This window comes from Kitasatospora sp. NPDC094019 (genome assembly GCF_044764505.1).
GTDB lineage: Bacteria > Actinomycetota > Actinomycetes > Streptomycetales > Streptomycetaceae > Kitasatospora.
Genome location: NZ_JBIWIF010000026.1, coordinates 1 through 17,341 on the forward strand (window position 1 = coordinate 1; position 17,341 = coordinate 17,341).

Below are 17,341 nucleotides of genomic sequence, written 5' to 3' on the forward strand. Positions count from 1 at the left end.
CCCGCCGGCCGGCCCTGCACTTTCGCACCGACGGCGCGGGGGCGCGCCCCCCCCCCCGGCCCCCCGCGGGGGGCGCGGCCGCCCCGGGGGGGGCCGGGGGGGGGGCCGGGCGCCCGGCGGCCGGAAAGGCCGTCGGCCCGAAACGCGGTCGGCCGGGTGCGGGTCAGCCCAGGTGACGGGCGAGGAACCGCACGGTGCTGTCGAGTTCGAAGGCCGGGATCTCGCCGTGCCCGCCGGGGTTGGCGTGCAGCGTCTTCTCGGCGGAGCCGAACGCCTCGAACAGCGCGAGGCCCGCCTCGCGCGGCACCCGCTCGTCGTCCCACTGCAGCAGGAACTCGACCGGGGCGGTGATCCGCGCGGCCTCCGCCGCCGAGGCGAGCGCCCCGCCCAGACCCAGGACCGCCGCGCGGACCCGGGGTTCGGCGGCGACGAACGGCACACCGAGGCCGCAGCCCAGGGAGACTCCCCAGTAACCCACCGGACCGGTGCCGACGTGGTCGAGCCGCTGGACGGCGTCCAGGACGGCCCGCCATTCCGGCACCGTCCGCCGTGCCACCAGGGCGTGGAACTCGGCGAGCAGCTGCCCCGGCTCCGCGCCGGCCGCGATCCGCTCCTGGTTGGCGACGGCGAGCCGGTTGTACTCCTCGACGACCGGCCGGTCGCCGTGCCCGGGGACGTCCGGCGCGACCACGGCGAAGCCGCACTCGGTCACCAGCCGACGGGCCCGGGCCAGGATGCCGGGCTGCTTCTTGTGTTCGCCGCCGCCGTGGCCCAGCAGGACCAGCGGGCGGGTGACGGCGGGACCGTCCGGCGTCCAGAGCGCGGCGGGAGTGTCGTCGACGACGACGATCTGCTCGCGGATGCCGTGGGAGAGGGTTTCGGAAGTGATGCGCACAGTAATCGGGCCTTTCGGGATGCCTGGTGCGGGCAGCCCTCAGACCATGCGAGGGAGGGGTGCCCGATCGGTCACAGCGTTGATCGGTCCCACCTCCTCTGGTCGCAGCGGCGCACGGCGGGAGTGAAGGTATCACGGCGATCTTGAATCGGGAGCTGTTAGAGGGTCTCACGATCGCGTTTGACGCTCACGGCTCGTTGGAGTTATAACTTCTAACGAACGCGAAAGTATCTGCCGAACGAAGAAGCGAAGAAGGAGAACGCGATCATGAGTGACGAGCGTCTGGTCCAGGTCGTCCTGCCGGGTGTCGTGGCCCCGGAAGGGCTGGAGCTCCGCTACGGGGCCGTGCCGGAGGCCGAGCGGGGCCGGATCGTGATCGGCGTCGAGGCGACCGGGGTCTCCTTCGCCGAGCAGCAGATGCGGCGCGGCCGGTACTACGACCAGCCGCCCTTCCCCTTCGTACCGGGCTACGACCTGGTCGGCCGGGTCCTGGCCACCGGCGAGGGCGTCGACCCGGCGTTGCTCGGCCAGCGCGTCGCCGCACTGGTCAAGGTCGGCGGCTGGGCCAGCCACGTGGTGGTCGACGCCGCCGACGCCGTGCCGGTGCCGGACGGCCTCACCCCGGCCGAGGCCGAGACCGTGGTGGTCAACGGCATCACCGCCTGGCAGATGCTGCACCGCCGGGCCCGGGTGCGCGCCGGACAGACCGTCCTGGTGCACGGCGCGAGCGGCGGCGTGGGCTCCGTCCTGGTCCAGCTCGCCGGCGCGGCGGGCGCCCGGGTGATCGGCACCGCCTCCGCCCGCCACCACGAGGCCCTGCGCGCGCTCGGGGTCGAGCCGGTCGACTACCGCGCGGGCGATGTCACCTCCCTGGTCCGGGAGTTGGCCCCGGGAGGCGTGGACGCGGTGTTCGACCACGTCGGCGGGCGCAGCGTGGTCGACTCCTGGAGCCTGCTCGCCCCCGGCGGCACGCTGATCGCCTACGGCAGCGCCTCGACCCGGGACGACAGCGGTTCCAAGCAGTGGCCGGTGCTCAAGATCCTCGCCCGCACCTGGCTCTGGAACACCCTGCCGAACGGCCGCCGGGCCCACTTCTACAACATCTGGGCCGGCCGCGGGCTGGGCAAGGACCGCTTCCGCGCCCGGCTGCGGGCCGACCTCGGCGAGGTCTTCGGCGCGGTGCGCCGCGGCGAGGTGACGGCCCGGGTGGCCGCCGAACTCCCGCTGACCCGGGCCGCGGAGGCACTGCGCCTCGCCGAGTCCGGCACGGTCGGCGGCAAGATCGTCCTGACGCCCTGAGCGGGCCGTGCGGCACCCCCGCCCCGGCTCGCGGCTCGGGGCGGCCGATTGTCAGTGCTGGGGCCTATGGTGAGGGTGAACGACTTCGGGGTTGCTGGTACGGCCGCCCCTGTCGATGCCGAACGAATCTGGAGGGGATGCCGGATGTCTGTCGACGGTTTCGCACTGCTGGCCGGGGCGCACGAGTACCTGCTGACCGCGGTGCGGGGGGTGCCGGAGAGCGCCTGGGGCGCGCCGACGCCGTGCAGCGAGTGGACGGTGCGCCAGGTGCTGAACCACGCGCGGCTCGACCAGCAGGCGCTGGTCATGCAGATCACCGAGGAGGCCCCGGCGGGGGACCCGTTCGACCCGGCGGACGCTCCGGCCGGCGGTACCGGGGACACGGTGGCCGAGCTGGCGGCGGTGCTCGCCGGGGCGGCCAAGGCGTGGGAGTCGGTCCGGGACGCCGGGAGCGTGCCGACCCCGATGGGCCCGATGCCGGCGGCGGCCGGGGCGGCGGTGGCGGCGCTCGACGCCGCCGTGCACGCCTGGGACATCGCCCGCGCGACCGGCCAGGACCTCCCGCTCACGGATGCCCTGGCGGAGGGGCTGGAGGACCCGGCCGCCCGGATCGTCGACTTCGTCCGGGACACCTTCGGCAAGTTCGGCCCCGTGGTCGAGGTCCCCGCCGACGCCGGCCGGGCGGCCGGGCTGCTCGGCTTCACCGGCCGCGACCCGCAGTGGGCGCCGCCGACCGCGTAGCGCCGGGCCGTCAGCCGCCCCGGGCCGTCAGCAGGTGGCGGCGTCGGCCGGGAGGGCGAGGCCGGCCGTCACCTGGCGCTCGCCGGTCACCTTGACGATCTGGTGGTACGGCCCGGTGGGTGCCGGGTTCGGGGCCGCCAGGTCCAGCCGCTGCGGCAGGTCGGCGTCCTTGACCGGCGCGCCCAGCTGGACCACGGAAAGCACCCCGGAGCAGTGCGAGGTCACCGGGGGCGCGCTCCCGGCGGCGATCCCGTTGGCCGGGCCGACCGTCACCTCGACGGAGTCCAGCGGGCTGTAGGCGTAGGACGGGCGCGTGACGGTGCCCGAACCGGTGTGGGACAGCCGCACGGTGAACCGGGTGATCCGCACGGTCACCGGTCCGCAGGGCCGCTGACTCGTCGCGGTGTCGAGGTGCAGGCCGTCCAGGTCCATGAAGATCCCCGGTTCGACGACCCGGGTGGCGCCGGGGAGCCGGCCGAGGTAGCCGGCCACGGTGGTGTCGCCGACCATGCCGGTGTCGTAGCAGCTCGGGCTCGGCGCCGGTGCGGCAGTGGTCGGGGTGGCCGTCGTCGCTCCCGTGGGGGTGCCCGTCGAATCGGGGACCGTCGTGCTCACCGAGGGCGACGGCGATCCCGCCGCCCCGGTGGAGCCACCGGACGTACAGCCCGCGATCCCCAGCGCGGCGGCCACCGCCCCGGCGAGGACCGCCGCTCCCGACCGCCTCGTACGCGTCCCACTCATCGCCCCGGGCCCCTCTCCTGCCGCACCGCCCGGAACGGGATCGGTCCGGAACGAGGTCGATGCTTCCAGAACTCGGCTGCGGGGAGGGCCCGTTCGTGGGAATCCGAGCCAGTTGTGGGAATCCGGAGCGTTCGTGGGGATCCTGGCCGGTCGTGGGGATCCGGGCACCGACCGACCCGGATCCCCACCGCCGTCAGGCGAGGTTCTTCTCCAGCGCGGCGAGGTAGTTGCGCATGAAATGGTCCCGCATGCCGTCACTGGCCGGTGCGAAGGCGTCGGCGGTCAGGCCCTTCGCCCGGTCCGCCAGACCGCCGACCAGGCCGACCGAGTCGTGAAGCTTGCCGCCGGAGTCGATGTACCGCAGCGCGTCGACATGGGTGTAGGCGGGCTCGGGCGGCAGCTGGGGGACGATGTCGTTGTTGTTGACGAAGCGGTACATCCGCTTCTGGAAACCCTTGTTGTACGCCGCGGCCAGCAGGCGGTCACAGGTCCGGGGCTGGCCGAAGGTGACCACGCCGTCGGCCGCCAGTCGCGGTTCCTCCAGCAGGAGCCGGGCGCCGGCCAGCATGGCCAGCGCCCCGCCCAGGCTGTGGCCGGTGAGCCAGATGCTCTGGTCCTGGGTGCGGAGCTCGGTCACGGCCTTCCGCACGTCCGGGAACACCGACTCCAGGGCCTCGCCGAAGCCGTAGTGCATGTAGCCGGTCCTGGCCGGCCCCGGCCAGGGCGGAGTGGAGGCGTCCGAGAGCCAGTCGCGGATCTGCTGCGGCTCGGTGCCCCGGAAGGCGGTCACGATCATGTGCTCACCGGCCATGGTGAATGCCTGGGTGTCCTGGAGCGGGAAGGGCGGGGCGAAGACGGTCTCGTGGTGCCGCACCTCGGTGAAGCCCCAGTCGCGGGCCTGTCGCTCGATGGTGTCCTTGTCCTTGTAGGCCAGGTCGGCGGCCCTGGCCAGCCAGTACGCGTGCGGCAGGCTGTAGCTCTTCACCCGATGGTCGAACGTGGTGGGGACGGCCACGCCGGGACTCCTCTCGTGGGGCCGGCGGCCGGCGGGCCACCGGCGCGGTGCGGTCCTGCACTTCCTAGCGCCCGATCGTCCACGCGCGACCGGCGCCGCACCGCAGGGTCACCCGAACGAACCGGTGGACCGGAACGACCGGCGACCCCGCCGCACCGCCCGGCGCTACCGGCCCGGCACCGCTCGGTCCGGGAGGTCCGGAACACCCGGGAGGTCCGGAACACCCGGGAGGTCCGGACCGGTCTGCGCCCCGGTGTGGCGGGACAGAGCCTCCCGCAGCCTGGTCAGCCGGGCGATCTCCCCGTCCAGTGCGGCGAGCCGCTGCTCGACCACCGGGGCGAAGGTGTCCGGTCCGGAGTCACCGTCCGAGACGCAGCTGCGCGGCGGGTCCTCGGCCAGCAGGTCCAGCCGGTGCGAGCGGCTGACCAGGTCGTCGACGGTGAGGCCGAGCGCCAGCAGAGCGCGGATGACCCGCACCCTGACCACGGTCTCCGAGCCGTACTCGCGCTGACCGGAGGCGCTGCGGACGGGTGGCGGGAGCAGACCGCGCTGTTCGTAGAAGCGCAGCGCCCGGGGTGTGGTGCCGGCGGCCGCCGCCGCGTCGCCGATCCTCATCCGAGTCGCCATCCGTCCTCCGTGTGTCCGTCGACCGAACCGGCCGGAGAGCCGACCGGTCCGCCGGTTCGTCAGTTCGTCAGTTCGTCAGTTCGTCAGTTCGTCAGTTCGTCAGTTCGTCAGTTCCACGATCAGCGCGCCGAAGAGGTCGCCCTCGATCAGTCGGGACAACGCTCCGGGTGCCTGGTCGATGCCCGTCAGCACGGTCCGGGGGGACGGTCCTTCCCCCGGACCGCCGCCGGGTCGGCGGTCCGGCGGTTGGCGGCCCTTGATCGCCGCCGACCGGCCACAGGGGCTACTGCGGTTCCCACTCGGCGACGAGATAGGTCCCGTCGTCCTGGCGGGCCAGGGTGACCAGGAAGTTCCCCTCCTCGGGGTTGCCCTCCGCGGTCTGCCGCCAGCCGTCCTCTCCCAGAACGTCGGACCGGACCTCGACGCTCAGGCGCACCTTCGCGTCGTCCAGTTTCGACGGCGGCCCCCCGACCCCGTCCTCGGCAACCTTTACTCGCACACTGCGCACCTGGCGCCACCCCTTGTGCGCGACGACCTCCTCCTCCTTCGGAGGAGTGGGGTTGTCCGGTTCCTCCGCCTGCAATGCCTCCCGGACCTCCTTGTCGTAGGAGTCCTTGGTGCGGTAGGGCTTGGTCCGTTCAATGGCCGCGATGCGGCTCGCGTAGTCCGTATAGGTACTGCTGTGCGAGGCGACACCCCACGCGACGGCGACGGACTCGGCATCCCGAGGAAGCACCGACAGGGGTGGAGGGAGCACGGCAGGACGGGTCGGAGCCGGCGGCGGTGGAGCCGGCGGTGCGACCCCGGTCGGCTGTGGCACCGTGCTGCCGTCCGGGGCGACACAGGTGGTGACGCAGCGCCTCGGCCCGACCGCCTCACCGGTGGCGTACTCGGTCCACGGCACGGGCAGCGCGTACACGATGTTGGAGCGGTCCTTGCGGATGCCGGAGATCCTGAAGGGCCTGTCGCCGTCCTTCAGGGTCCAGGTGGTCTCCTTGCCGTCGACCGAGCCGTCGATCCTGATGACGTAGTCGTAGCTGTACTCGGCGGCGACCGCCGTCACGGCGAAGACCTCCGGCTTCTGGTTCTCCAGATAGTGGAACCTGTCCTGAAAGTACGGCGCGTACCCTACGGTCTCGTGCTGGTAGACGGCCAGCGCGCTCGGGCTCGGTGAGTCGAGGTCCAGGCCGACGCCCGACGCGGCCCCTTCTCCCTGGGTCATGCAGCCGATCACGGTGCCGCCTTCCGGCGGGCGCGGACTGTCCACGCGTTCGGCGCGGATCCCCCGGATCGCGACGGTGCGGTCCTTCGCACCCACTGCCTCGATGTCGATCTTCGAGCTGCCGACATCCATGCCTCCGCGCTGGTGCGCCCAGGATCTGGCCGTCGTGCATCCTCCCGCCAGCGCGGAGGTCGGGATGTCGGCGGCCCCCACCACCGACGGCAGGACGGTGGCTTCGCCGCGATCGCCGACGGACTGCCCGTACCGGGCAGTGAACCGCGGTTCCTCCTTCACCAAATCGTCCTGAAGCACCGTCGTCAGGAGCGCGACCGGTACCCCGATCACCAGCAGCAGTGCGCCCACCACCACCCCCGTGATCACCTGCACCCGGCTTTGCGACCGCTCCGGCCGCCCGACCTGCTGCTGCGGCGGCGAGGCCGGCGGATCCGGCACCGCGGCAGGTTCCGGTGCCTGACCGGCACCGTCTGAATCCCCAACGCTCACTCGTGTCTCCCCCAAGACTCGAAACGGGTGTCGGCACGAGGCTACCGGCGGCCCCCGTCCGCCGGTAGACAGTGTCACGGCTCCTCGGAAGCCCAACAGCGCTGCAGGTCAATACACTTGCCGGATCTTCGGACATCGGCCCGGGCACCGAGCCGCCGAACTTCCAGCTGTCCGCCGGTTCATGTATTCGTCAGTTTGTCAGTTCCACGATCAGTGCGCCGAAGAGGTCGCCCTCGATCAGCCTGGACAACGCTCCGGGAGCCTGCTCGATGCCCGTCAGCACGGTCCGGGGGACGGCCAGTTCACCGGAGCGCAGCCAGTCGGCGAGCCGCTCGCGCCATTCCGGGTCCAGGTCCTGGTAGCGCTGGCCCGCGATGCCGTGGACGGCGGCGTCGCGGAGGAGCAGCCGGAAGCTGTCCACCACGGCGGGGGCGCTGGCACCGCGCCGGGCGGGGTCGAACTGTCCGGCGAGCGCGCCGATCAGCGCGAACCGCGCGCCCGGGCGGGCGGCGTCGACGGCCGCCGTGAGCTGCTCGCCGCCGACCATGTCCACGAGGACGTCGATGCCCTCCGGGGCGGCTTCGGCGAGCTGGTCCGCGATCGGGCGTCCGCCGCGTACCAGGACGGCGTCGTAGCCGAGTTCCTCCGTCAGCCGCCTCGCCTTCGCGGCCGAGCCGGTGGTGCCGATCACCCGCGCGGCCCCGAGCAGCCGGGCCAGCTGTCCGGCCACCGTGCCGACCGCTCCGGCCGCTCCGGTGACGAGGACGACGTCGCCCTCCCGCACCGCGGTCGCCCGGGTCAGCGCGCCGTAGGCGGCCAGGGCGGGCGACAGCAGGGCGACCGGGTCGGGGAAGCCGTCGGCCACCCGGGTGAACGCGGCGGGCTCGGCCACGGCGTGCTCCCGCCAGCCCAGGAGATGGGTCACCAGGTCCCCGGGGCGCAGCGGTCCGTCGGCGGGCGCGAACAGGACTTCGCCGAGCGCGGGTCCGAAGATCCGGTCCCCGGGGCGGACCGTGGGCAGTGCGGCGGATTCGAGTTCGCCCCCGATGAGGCTGCGCAGTCCGGGGAAGACCAGGAAGGCCCGGTTGCGGACGAGTACCCGGTCCGCTCCGGGCGCGGCCAGGGGGGTTTCGACGAGGGCGAAGTCAGTGGGGACGGGGAGCCCGTCCGGGGCGGTGACAAGGTGGACCTCGCGGGTGCTGGCGGGGAGCGATGGCATGGGTGAACTCCTCGGTTCGGCGGTGGCGTCGGCGGCGGAGCGGGACCGTCTTCGGGCCGTCCGACTCCGGGACGCTAACCCCTGCCCCGCGCGTCAGGGGCAAGCCCGTTCCCGGCCCTTCGCGGGCGCCGGTCGCGGTCGAGGCTTGCGATTGTGGCGCGCATGCAACTATTGTTTCCACAGAGATTGCACCTGCAATCAATCTTGGGCCGTCTCCTGGAGTCCGACATGAGCAGCAGCCTGTTCGCCCCCCTCACCCTGCGGTCGCTGACCGTCCCCAACCGGGTGTGGATGCCGCCGATGTGCCAGTACAGCGCCGCTCCGGACGGCGAGGCGGCGGGCGTGCCGACGGACTGGCACTTCACCCACCTGGCCGCGCGGGCCGCGGGCGGGACCGGGCTGATCATCACGGAGGCCACCGCGGTGAGCCCCGAGGGCCGGATCTCGGCCTACGACCTCGGGCTGTGGAACGACGCCCAGGTCGAGGGGTTCCGGCGGATCACCTCCTTCCTGAAGGAGCACGGCACCGTCCCGGCGATTCAGCTCGCCCATGCCGGGCGGAAGGCGTCGACCGAGCGGACCTGGGTCGACCGGGGACGGGCCGTCGCGCCGGACGAGACGCACGGGTGGCGGCCGGTGGCCCCCAGCGCGCTGCCGTTCGAGCCGGACCGGGTCGCGCCGGAGGAGCTCACGGTGGAGCAGATCGGCGCGATCGTGCGGCAGTTCGCCGACGCCGCGCGGCGGGCGCTCGACGCCGGCTTCCAGGTCGCCGAGATCCACGGCGCGCACGGCTACCTCGTGCACGAGTTCCTCTCCCCGCACAGCAACCGGCGCACCGACGGGTACGGCGGTTCGTTCGAGGGCCGGATCCGGTTCGCGCTGGAGGTCGTCGACGCCGTCCGCGCGGTGTGGCCCGAGGAGCTCCCGGTCTTCTTCCGGATCTCGGCCACCGACTGGCTCACCGAGAACCCCGAGGACGGGCGCGAGGGCTGGACCTCGGCGGACACCGTTCGTCTGGCCAAGGAGCTGCACGCCCACGGCGTCGACCTGCTGGACGTCTCCACCGGCGGCCTCGTGCCGGACGCCCGGATCGAGGCCGGCCCCGGCTTCCAGGTGCCGTTCGCCGAGGCGGTCCGCACCCAGACCGATCTGCCGGTGGCGGCGGTCGGCCTGATCACCGACCCGGAGCAGGCCGAGCGGATCCTCGCCGAGGGCCGGGCGGACGCCGTCCTGATCGGCCGCGAGCTGCTGCGCAACCCGTTCTGGGCCCGCCGGGCCGCCACCGAGCTCGGCGTCGAGGTCGCCGGCCCGATGCCGTACCACCGCGCGTAGCCCTCGCCACCACCGCGCCGGACGGGCCCGCGACGGCCCGTCCGGCGCGGCCGTGCTCAGCGGTCCTTGAACTCCTCCAGGGCCCGGCGGACGAGCAGGCTCATCTCCTCGCTGCCGCCGTGACCGGAGTCCTCGACGATGTGCAGCCGGGCGCCCGGCCAGGCCCGGGCCAGGTCCCGGGCGGTCCGCACCGGGCAGCTCAGGTCGTGCCGCCCGTGCACCAGCACCGCCGGGATCCCGGCCAGTTTCCCGGCGTCGCGGATGAGCTGTCCCTCCTCCAACCAGGCGCCGTGGCCGAAGACGTGGGCGCAGATCCGGACGAACGCCACCTGGGCGTCGGCCTCCCGCCGGCTGTACGCGCCGGGCACCCCGTTGGGCTCGCCGGCCACCACCGCGTCCTCCCAGGCCATCCAGTCGGCGGCGGCCCGCTCGCGCACCGTCCGGTCGGGGTGCGCCGTCAGTCGCGCGTACGCGGCGAGCAGGTCCCCCTCGCGTTCGGCCTCCGGCACGGCGTCCCGGAAGCGCTCCCACTCCTCGGGCCGGAACCGTGCCACGCCCCGGTAGAGCCAGTCGATCTCGGAGCGGCGGGCGGTGGTGACGGCGGCGATCACCACCTCGGTCACCCGCTCCGGATGCCGCTGCGCGTACGCGACGGCGAGCGCCGAGCCCCAGGAGGCGCCGTTGACCAGCCAGCGTTCGATGCCGAGGTGCGCCCGCAGGCGCTCGATGTCCTCGATCAGGTGCCGGGTGGTGTTCCGGTCCAGGTCCACGGCCGGGTCGGAGGCGTGCGGGGTGCTGCGCCCGCAGTTGCGCTGGTCGAAGCGGACCAGGCGGTAGCGGGCCGGGTCCCAGGCCCGCACCGGGCGGTCCGGCGTGCCCGAGCCCGGCCCTCCGTGCAGATGGACCGCGGGCTTGCCGGCCGGACTGCCCAACTGCTCGTAGTAGAGGCGGTTGCCGTCCCCGGTGTCGAGGAAGCCGCGGTCGTAGGGTCCGGTCGGAGGGTAGAGATCCACCATGGCGGTCGATCGTACGCGGACCCGACGGCGGCGCCCGTACCATCTGTGGAATGAGTCGATCACCTCACCCGGACGAGGAACTGACGGACCGCCGGGTTGTGGCGTTCGCCCGTCCGGCGGCGGGTCTGGCAGCCCTGGTCGAGCGGTACTGGTGGTCCGAGGGCGGCGCGGGCGCGCTGCCTCGGCTGCTGCCCGGCACCGGCGCGGAGCTCTGGGTGCACTGGTCGGGCGGGGTGGACCTGCGACCCGTGGGCGGCGGGCCTCCGGAGCGCAGGTCGCCGGCGGCGTTGCCGGCCGCGCACCTGGTCTGCCTGCGGCGCACGCCCTGGTCCGTGGAGCACCGGGCGGGGGCCGGCCGGCCCGGGTTCGTGGCGGTGCGGTTCCGGGCCGGCGCGCTGCGCCACCTGGTACCGGTCGGCCTCGACGAACTGGCCGACCGGACGGTGGGCGCCGAGGAGCTGTGGGGCGCTCCGGGGCGGCGGTTGGTCGAGCGGGTCCGGTCGGCCCGCGGCCCGGCCGAGCGGGTGGCGGTCCTGGACCGCTTCCTGACCGGGCGGCTCGAAGCGCACCATCGGCCGGATCCGTGGCTGGACGCCGCGGTCGGGCGGATCTACCGCAGGCCCGCCGGGCTGCGGATGGACCGGCTGGCGGAGACGATCGGGGTCGGCCCGCGGCAGCTGCAGCGGATGTTCCCGGCCGCGGTCGGTGCCGGACCCAAGGAGTTCCAGCGACTGGCCCGGTTCCAGCGGGTCGCCCGGCTGCTGCTGCGGTCGGAGCGGCCCCACAGGCTCGCGGCGGCACTCGACGCCGGGTACTACGACCAGAGCCACTTCACCCGGGAGTCGCGTCGGCTCACCGGGGAGCGCCCGGCCGAGCTGCTCGCACCCGGCCGGTCGCATTTCTACTATCCGTCGCTGACCGCCGACGGCCAGGCTGGGCTCCGACCGACACAGGAGGAGACCCGATGACCATGGTGCTGGCGATGCTGCGGGCCGAGCCGGAGTACGCGGACGAACTGGACGCCGCACTGCGCGAGGTGGCCGGGCGCACCCGGGGTGAACCGGGCGCGCTGGCGTACTCGGTCGCCCGGCAGGACGGCGGCCGGTTCCTGGTCGTGGAGCGGTACGCGGACCGCGCGGCCCGTGACGCCCATTTCGCCGCCCCGTACGTGTCCGCGCTGCTCGACCGGTTCCCGCTGCTGCTGGCGGAGGAGCCGGTGATCGAGTTCGCCGAGGTGGTCACCGCTTTCGCCCGCTGAGCGCCGTACCGGGCCCCGCGGGCCCCGGGCACCGTCCGCGCACGGTCCGCCGCTGCCCGAAGCGACCGGGACCGCCGACACCGGCGGGAGGAACGCGTCGCGCGCCCCGTCCGCCGATACGCTCGGCCCACTGCCGCGCTCCGTCCCGCGCGCCGCCCCGGTCCAGGGCGCGGACGCGGCCCCCGGCGGGGCCGGGACGAACGGACAGGGAGCGACCGTGGCCGAGGAGTTCGCACTGCTGGGGGTCCCGTCCTGCGCGGGCACGCACGGCCCCGGCCAGGAGAAGGCCCCGGCGGCCCTGCGCGCCGCCGGCCTGGTGGAGCGGCTGCGGGCGGCCGGGGTGACGGTGACCGATCACGGCGACCTGCCGGTGGTGCCGTTCCGCACCGACCCCGACCGCCGCGACCGGCAGAACCTGCCGCTGGTGGTCGAGGTGGTGCGGGCGGTGGCCAAGGCCGTCGGCGCCGTCCTCGACCAGGGCGCGGTGCCCCTGGTCGTGGGCGGGGACTGCACGATCACGCTGGGCGTGCTCGCCGCCCACGTCGCCCGCCGGCCCGGCACCGGCCTGCTGTACTTCGACGGGGACCTCGACCTGTCCGTCCCCGAGACCAGCCGCTCCGGGATCCTGGACACCATGGTGCTGTCGCACCTGCTCGGCGAGGGCGCGCCCGAGCTGCGGGAGGCCGGGCCGCGCACCCCGCTGCTGGGGCCGGAGGGGATCGTGGCGTTCGGCCACGACCCGGTGGAACTGGGCGCCGCGGGACGGGAACGGCTGGGCCGCTACCGGCTGCGCGCGCTGCCGTGCACCGAGCTCACCGCGCCCGGGGTGGACCCGGTGGTCGAGGCGCGGGCCGCCTGGCGGGCACTGGCCGCCGACCACGAGCGGTTCGTGCTGCACTTCGACGTGGACGTGATCGACTCGGTGGACTTCCCGCTGGCGAACTTCCCGCACTTCAACGAGGGTCTGCCGGTCGGCGTGGCCTTCGACTGCCTGGCCGAGTTCTGCTCGGCGCCGCAGCTGGCGGCGCTGGTGGTGACCGAGGTCAATCCGGACCGCGACCCGGACGGGGCCATGGTGGACCGGCTGGTCGGCGCCCTGGTCGGGGCACTGGCCCGGCGCGTCGACTGACCGGGCCCGGAGCGCGGAGCGCCGTGCCACCGGCGCCCGTTCCACCGGCCCCGGTTTGACCACCGCCGTTGATGGACATGGGTCAACCCGCTGGGCGGTTCGATCCGGACCCGTGAAAGCGCACCCGACCCGGGAGAGGCCGACCCCATCCCATGACCGAGAATCCCCGCCGCGTCGCCGTCGTGGGCGCGGGCGCCTCCGGCGTGCTGACCGCCGCGCAACTGCTGCGCCGCGCCGACCTGGCCGGCGTCCCGCTGGACGTCCGGCTGATCGACCGCGCCCCCGCCCCCGGCCGGGGCGCGGCCTACGCCACCACGGCCGACCGCCACCTGCTCAACGTCCCGGCCGGGCGGATGAGCGCCTTCGCCGACGCGCCCGACGACTTCGTCCACTGGCTGGACCGCCACGCGCCCGGCGTCCACACCGCCGCCGACCACGTCCCCCGCCGCCTCTACGGCGCCTACCTCGGCGAGGTACTGGCCGCCGCCGAGGCCCGCGCCGGCACCGCCCGGCTGCGCCGGGTGGACGACCGGGTCGTCTCCGCCCGCCGGGCCGGACCGGGGATGTCACTGCGACTCGGCACCGGACGCCGCCTGGACGCCGACGCCGTGGTGCTCGCCCTCGGCACCTTCCCGCCCGACAACGCCTGGGCGCCCGCCCGGCTCCGCCGCTCCCCCAGGTTCGTCGCCGATCCGTGGGCCCCGGGCGCGCTGCGCGGCCTCGCCGAGCACCAGGACCTGCTGCTCCTCGGCACCGGCCTCACCATGATCGACGTCGCACTCGTCCTGGCCCGCCCCGGGCGCCGTGTGCACGCGATCTCCCGGCACGGCCTGGTCCCCCGCCCGCACGCCGCGACGGCGCTGCCCCCGGCGCGCCCGCCGCGGGTCGACCCGGCGGCGGGCCTGCCCCGGGTGCGCCGCGCGCTGCTCGCGCACGTCTCGGCCTGCCGACGCGTCCACGGCGACTGGCGGGTCGGCATCGACAGCCTGCGCCCCGTCACCGCCGCGCTCTGGCAGGGCCTCTCCCCGGCCGAACGGATGCGCTTCCAGGCCGAGGACCGGCGGCTGTGGGACGTCCACCGCCACCGGGCCGCGCCCGCGACCGCCCGGGCCTTCGCCACGGCCGAGGCCGAGGGGTGGGTCACGGTCGGACCGGGCGAACTCGCCGACGCGGCCCCCACCGGCGACGGCGTGCTGGTCCGGCTGCGCGACGGCCGTACCCTCACGGTCGGCGCGGTGCTCAACTGCACCGGCCCGCAGGCCGACGTCCGCCGGGTGCCGGACCCGCTGGTGGCCGTGCTGCTCGGCGCCGGACTGGCCGAACCCGACGACCTCGGCCACGGCTTCCGCACCGACGCCCGGGGCCGGGTACGGCCCGCCGACGGGGCCCCGCCCGCGCCGCTGTGGACGCTCGGCGCGCTGCGCCGGGGCACGCTGCTGGAGAGCACCGCCATTCCCGAGATCCGCGCCCAGGCCGGGGAGGTCGCCGGGGACATCCTCGCCGCGGACCTCGCCGCGGCGGACGGCTCCGGCACGGATGCCGCCGCCACGGACTTCCTCGCCGGGGCGGGCTGACGCCGCGTCCGGCCGAAGACCGACCCCGCGCCGAGGCCGCACCGCCCGGTCCCGGGACGGTGCGGGGACGGAGCGCTACATTGGACGGAGGGCCGGGGAGGGGGCGGGCACCGGGTTCGTTCCGGTTCCGCGGCCGTTGGGAGCACCCGTGACCTCGACCCGAGTGACCTCACCCCCCGTTGCCTCGATCCTTGTTGCCTCGACCCGGGTGACCTCGCCCCGCGTGGCCCCGACCGGGGCGGCCGACCGGCCCCGGCGGCGCCGCGCCGCCCGCCTCGCGATCGGCGCCCTGGTGGCGGCCACCACCGCCGTGGTCGCCCTGCCCGCCGTCCCCGCCCAGGCGGCCGGGAACAGGGCGGCCGGGAGCAGGACCGTCTACCTCACCTTCGACGACGGACCGAGCCCCCGCTACACCCCCCAGGTCCTGGCGCTGCTGGCCCAGTACGGAGCCCGCGCCACCTTCTTCGAGATCGGCCAGAACGTCGCCGCGTACCCCGCGGTCACCCGCCGGGTGCACGACCAGGGCCACAGCGTGCAGAACCACAGCTGGTCCCACCCCGACCTGCGCTCCCTCTCCAAGTCCGCCTTCGACTCCCAGGTTTCGGCCACCGACGCCCGCATCCGCGCCAGCACCGGGACCACCCCGAGCTGCCTGCGGCCGCCCTACGGCGCGGTGAACTCCGCCGTGCGCTCCGGCGCCGCGCGGCTCGGCAAGACCGTCCAGCTGTGGAGCGTCGACCCGCAGGACTGGGCCCGGCCCGGACGGGCCGCGATCGAACGCCGGGTCCTGGACCGGGTCACCCCCGGCGCCGTCGTCCTGATGCACGACGGCGGCGGCGACCGCAGCCAGACCGTCGCCGCGCTGTCGAACATCCTGCGCACCCTCAAGGCCCGCGGCTACACCTTCGCCCCGCTCCCCTGCCGCTGACCCGCCGCCCGCGCCGTTCCCTCCCCTCCGCCCCTCCATCACCGGCACCGCCGGCACCAGGGGCCCGCCACTTCTTACACGCCTTTGCCGTCGCTCTGCCGATCCCCTGACCGGGGCCCGGCACTGTCGTCCTCACCAACGGGGCACGACAGGACGGAAGGAACACCACCATGACGAGGAACGCGGCCACCACCACGGGCACCCTGCGGCGGGCCGGGGCGGTCGCCGGGGCGGCGGCGGTGCTGCTGTCGGTGCTGCCCGCCGGGGCGGCGGTGGCGGCGCAGCACGGGGCACGGCCGGGCAGGGCCGCCTGGTGCCCCGAGGTGGAGGGGCTCCGGGTCGACTGCGGCACCGTCACCCGGCCCGTGGTGGGCGGCAAGCCCTGGCTGGGCAGCGTCCCCGTCGCCTACGCCGTACTCCGCCACCGCGACGCGGGCCCGGCGCTCGGCACGGTGGCGGTCAACCCCGGTGGCCCGGGCGAGACCGCGATCGACCGGGCCGGGGTCTTCGCCGCCGGGCTCGACGGCGTGCTCGCGACCCACGACGTGCTGCTCGTCGACCCGCGCGGCACCGGCCGCTCCGGCCGGATCCCGTGCGGGGTCACCGACGCCGAGTACCGGTTCGCCGACCGCGCGGGGCAGCGCGACGCCGTCGCCCGCTGCGCCGCCGCGCTCGGGCCCCGCGCCGAGGGGTACACCAGTGCCGCGACCGCCGACGACCTCGACGCCGTCCGGGCCAGGATCGGCGCCGCGACCCTCGTCCCCTACGGGCTCTCCTACGGCACGTACCTGATGCCGGTGTACGCGAGCCGCCACCCCGGGCGGGTCGACGCGATGGTGCTCTCCGGCGCCTACCCGCTCGGCGTCGACCCGCTGGCCCGGCCGAGCGCCGACGCGGTGTCGCTGGCGCTGAAGCGGGTCTGCGAGCGCAGCGGCGCCTGCGACGGGGACACGGCCGTCGAGGACCTCCGCACCGTGGCCGGGAAGCTGCGCGAGCGGCCCTCGACCCTGCGGATCGAGGCCGCCGGCCGGAGTCGCACGCTGCGTTTCACCGAGGACAAGCTCGCCAACCTGCTGTACGAGGCGGCCAGTCGCGGCGCCGGGGAGAGCCCGGCCGAGCGTTCGCTGCTCGGTGAGCTGCCGTCGGCCCTGCACGGCGCCGCGAACGGCGACGACCGTGCGCTGCGGGCCCTGGTGGACGCCGACTACCGGTCTGCCTCCCGGGAGGACCAGGCGCCGTTCCTGGCCGTGGTGTGCAACGACTACCCGCGGGCCTGGTCGGTCGACTCCGCGCTGCCGGAGCGCTGGCGCGAGTACCGGGCCGCGCTGTCGGCGGCCGACCCGGGCCGGTTCGGGGCGTTCAGCGTCAAGGGCTTCACCGAGGGGCAGACCGACGGCGCCGACGCCTGCATCCGGTGGCCGCGTGCCGGCACCGCCCGCCCCCAGCCGGTGGACGCGGCGCAGCCGGACGTGCCGGTGCTGCTGTTCGCCGGTGACCTCGACTCCAACACCCCGGAGAGCGCCACCCGGCAGGCGGCCACCCAGTTCCGGCGGGCGGCCGTCGTCACGGTGCCCAACGCCGGCCACGTGGCGGAGCTGGAGTCCACGCACTGCACGCTGGGGATCGTCGACTCCTTCGTCCGCACCGGGCAGCCGGGCGACACCTCCTGCACCGCCGCGGTGCCGCCGCTCGCCGTCTCCCCCGTGCGCCGCTGACCCCGGCCCGCGCCGACGGCACCCGCCCACGCCGACGACGAGGTCCACCGTCCGCCGACCGGGCACCGCGCGACCCCGCCCGGGCCCGGCCGGCGGACCTCGTCCGCACCCCGACCATCCCCCGCG

Annotated in this window: 16 protein-coding genes; 9 read left to right on the forward strand and 7 right to left on the reverse strand. The window is 75.1% G+C overall.

Going from position 1 to position 17,341, the window contains the following annotated elements; genetic code table 11:
- Positions 1 to 163: 163 nt before the first annotated feature.
- A complete protein-coding gene (locus ACIQ9P_RS35665) occupies positions 164 to 895 on the reverse strand; it encodes a dienelactone hydrolase family protein (RefSeq protein ID WP_402365687.1) in 732 nt (243 codons plus the stop codon).
- A 267-nt stretch (positions 896 to 1,162) separates the two neighbouring features.
- Here ACIQ9P_RS35665 and ACIQ9P_RS35670 point away from each other — a divergent pair, with 267 nt between their 5' ends.
- Positions 1,163 to 2,194, forward strand: coding sequence for a medium chain dehydrogenase/reductase family protein (locus ACIQ9P_RS35670; RefSeq protein ID WP_402365689.1), 1,032 nt, complete (start codon positions 1,163 to 1,165; stop codon positions 2,192 to 2,194).
- A gap of 144 nt (positions 2,195 to 2,338) precedes the next feature.
- A complete protein-coding gene (locus tag ACIQ9P_RS35675) occupies positions 2,339 to 2,935 on the forward strand; it encodes a TIGR03086 family metal-binding protein (protein ID WP_402365691.1) in 597 nt (198 codons plus the stop codon).
- Positions 2,936 to 2,962: 27 nt separating this feature from the next.
- Here ACIQ9P_RS35675 and ACIQ9P_RS35680 read toward each other — a convergent pair whose 3' ends face one another.
- From ACIQ9P_RS35680 to ACIQ9P_RS35700, 5 genes are all read right to left on the reverse strand, one after another.
- Positions 2,963 to 3,676 (reverse strand): hypothetical protein, encoded by a 714-nt coding sequence (locus ACIQ9P_RS35680; protein WP_402365693.1) that lies wholly within the window; start codon positions 3,674 to 3,676, stop codon positions 2,963 to 2,965.
- Between the two features lie 193 nt (positions 3,677 to 3,869).
- Positions 3,870 to 4,691, reverse strand: a complete 822-nt coding sequence (locus tag ACIQ9P_RS35685) for a lipase family protein (RefSeq protein ID WP_402365695.1) — start codon at positions 4,689 to 4,691, stop codon at positions 3,870 to 3,872.
- A 165-nt stretch (positions 4,692 to 4,856) separates the two neighbouring features.
- The gene (locus ACIQ9P_RS35690; RefSeq protein WP_402365697.1) at positions 4,857 to 5,318 is read right to left on the reverse strand and encodes a MerR family transcriptional regulator; all 462 of its coding nucleotides are present in this window, start codon (positions 5,316 to 5,318) and stop codon (positions 4,857 to 4,859) included.
- A gap of 283 nt (positions 5,319 to 5,601) precedes the next feature.
- A complete protein-coding gene (locus ACIQ9P_RS35695; RefSeq protein ID WP_402365699.1) occupies positions 5,602 to 7,059 on the reverse strand; it encodes a hypothetical protein in 1,458 nt (485 codons plus the stop codon).
- 175 nt (positions 7,060 to 7,234) lie between these two features.
- A complete protein-coding gene (locus ACIQ9P_RS35700; RefSeq protein ID WP_402365701.1) occupies positions 7,235 to 8,263 on the reverse strand; it encodes an MDR family NADP-dependent oxidoreductase in 1,029 nt (342 codons plus the stop codon).
- Between the two features lie 228 nt (positions 8,264 to 8,491).
- Here ACIQ9P_RS35700 and ACIQ9P_RS35705 point away from each other — a divergent pair, with 228 nt between their 5' ends.
- A complete protein-coding gene (locus tag ACIQ9P_RS35705; protein ID WP_402365703.1) occupies positions 8,492 to 9,595 on the forward strand; it encodes an NADH:flavin oxidoreductase/NADH oxidase in 1,104 nt (367 codons plus the stop codon).
- A 56-nt stretch (positions 9,596 to 9,651) separates the two neighbouring features.
- Here ACIQ9P_RS35705 and pip read toward each other — a convergent pair whose 3' ends face one another.
- On the reverse strand, positions 9,652 to 10,611 hold the full coding sequence (pip, locus tag ACIQ9P_RS35710; RefSeq protein WP_402365705.1) for a prolyl aminopeptidase: 960 nt from the start codon (positions 10,609 to 10,611) through the stop codon (positions 9,652 to 9,654).
- Positions 10,612 to 10,661: 50 nt separating this feature from the next.
- Between pip and ACIQ9P_RS35715 the strand changes: the two genes are divergently transcribed.
- The 6 genes from ACIQ9P_RS35715 (at position 10,662) to ACIQ9P_RS35740 (ending at position 17,215) form a co-directional block, all read left to right on the forward strand.
- Positions 10,662 to 11,579 (forward strand): helix-turn-helix domain-containing protein, encoded by a 918-nt coding sequence (locus tag ACIQ9P_RS35715; protein WP_402365707.1) that lies wholly within the window; start codon positions 10,662 to 10,664, stop codon positions 11,577 to 11,579.
- The gene (locus tag ACIQ9P_RS35720) at positions 11,576 to 11,869 is read left to right on the forward strand and encodes a putative quinol monooxygenase (protein WP_402365709.1); all 294 of its coding nucleotides are present in this window, start codon (positions 11,576 to 11,578) and stop codon (positions 11,867 to 11,869) included. Before ACIQ9P_RS35715 ends, ACIQ9P_RS35720 begins: the two co-directional genes overlap by 4 nt.
- A gap of 217 nt (positions 11,870 to 12,086) precedes the next feature.
- Positions 12,087 to 12,998, forward strand: a complete 912-nt coding sequence (locus ACIQ9P_RS35725) for an arginase family protein (RefSeq protein WP_402365711.1) — start codon at positions 12,087 to 12,089, stop codon at positions 12,996 to 12,998.
- A 152-nt stretch (positions 12,999 to 13,150) separates the two neighbouring features.
- On the forward strand, positions 13,151 to 14,572 hold the full coding sequence (locus tag ACIQ9P_RS35730) for an FAD/NAD(P)-binding protein (RefSeq protein ID WP_402365713.1): 1,422 nt from the start codon (positions 13,151 to 13,153) through the stop codon (positions 14,570 to 14,572).
- A 208-nt stretch (positions 14,573 to 14,780) separates the two neighbouring features.
- Positions 14,781 to 15,500, forward strand: a complete 720-nt coding sequence (locus ACIQ9P_RS35735; RefSeq protein WP_402365715.1) for a polysaccharide deacetylase family protein — start codon at positions 14,781 to 14,783, stop codon at positions 15,498 to 15,500.
- A 170-nt stretch (positions 15,501 to 15,670) separates the two neighbouring features.
- Positions 15,671 to 17,215, forward strand: a complete 1,545-nt coding sequence (locus ACIQ9P_RS35740; protein WP_402365717.1) for an alpha/beta fold hydrolase — start codon at positions 15,671 to 15,673, stop codon at positions 17,213 to 17,215.
- Positions 17,216 to 17,341 lie beyond the last annotated feature (126 nt).

Bases quoted from the DNA above. Each gene is read 5' to 3' on its own strand.
- ACIQ9P_RS35670 (WP_402365689.1), top strand. From the start codon at position 1,163: ATGAGTGACGAGCGTCTGGTCCAGGTCGTCCTGCCGGGTGTCGTGGCC.
- ACIQ9P_RS35675 (WP_402365691.1), top strand. From the start codon at position 2,339: ATGTCTGTCGACGGTTTCGCACTGCTGGCCGGGGCGCACGAGTACCTG.
- ACIQ9P_RS35680 (WP_402365693.1), bottom strand. From the start codon at position 3,676: ATGAGTGGGACGCGTACGAGGCGGTCGGGAGCGGCGGTCCTCGCCGGG.
- ACIQ9P_RS35690 (WP_402365697.1), bottom strand. From the start codon at position 5,318: ATGGCGACTCGGATGAGGATCGGCGACGCGGCGGCGGCCGCCGGCACC.
- ACIQ9P_RS35700 (WP_402365701.1), bottom strand. From the start codon at position 8,263: ATGCCATCGCTCCCCGCCAGCACCCGCGAGGTCCACCTTGTCACCGCC.
- ACIQ9P_RS35705 (WP_402365703.1), top strand. From the start codon at position 8,492: ATGAGCAGCAGCCTGTTCGCCCCCCTCACCCTGCGGTCGCTGACCGTC.
- pip (WP_402365705.1), bottom strand. From the start codon at position 10,611: ATGGTGGATCTCTACCCTCCGACCGGACCCTACGACCGCGGCTTCCTC.
- ACIQ9P_RS35715 (WP_402365707.1), top strand. From the start codon at position 10,662: ATGAGTCGATCACCTCACCCGGACGAGGAACTGACGGACCGCCGGGTT.
- ACIQ9P_RS35720 (WP_402365709.1), top strand. From the start codon at position 11,576: ATGACCATGGTGCTGGCGATGCTGCGGGCCGAGCCGGAGTACGCGGAC.
- ACIQ9P_RS35730 (WP_402365713.1), top strand. From the start codon at position 13,151: ATGACCGAGAATCCCCGCCGCGTCGCCGTCGTGGGCGCGGGCGCCTCC.
- ACIQ9P_RS35740 (WP_402365717.1), top strand. From the start codon at position 15,671: ATGACGAGGAACGCGGCCACCACCACGGGCACCCTGCGGCGGGCCGGG.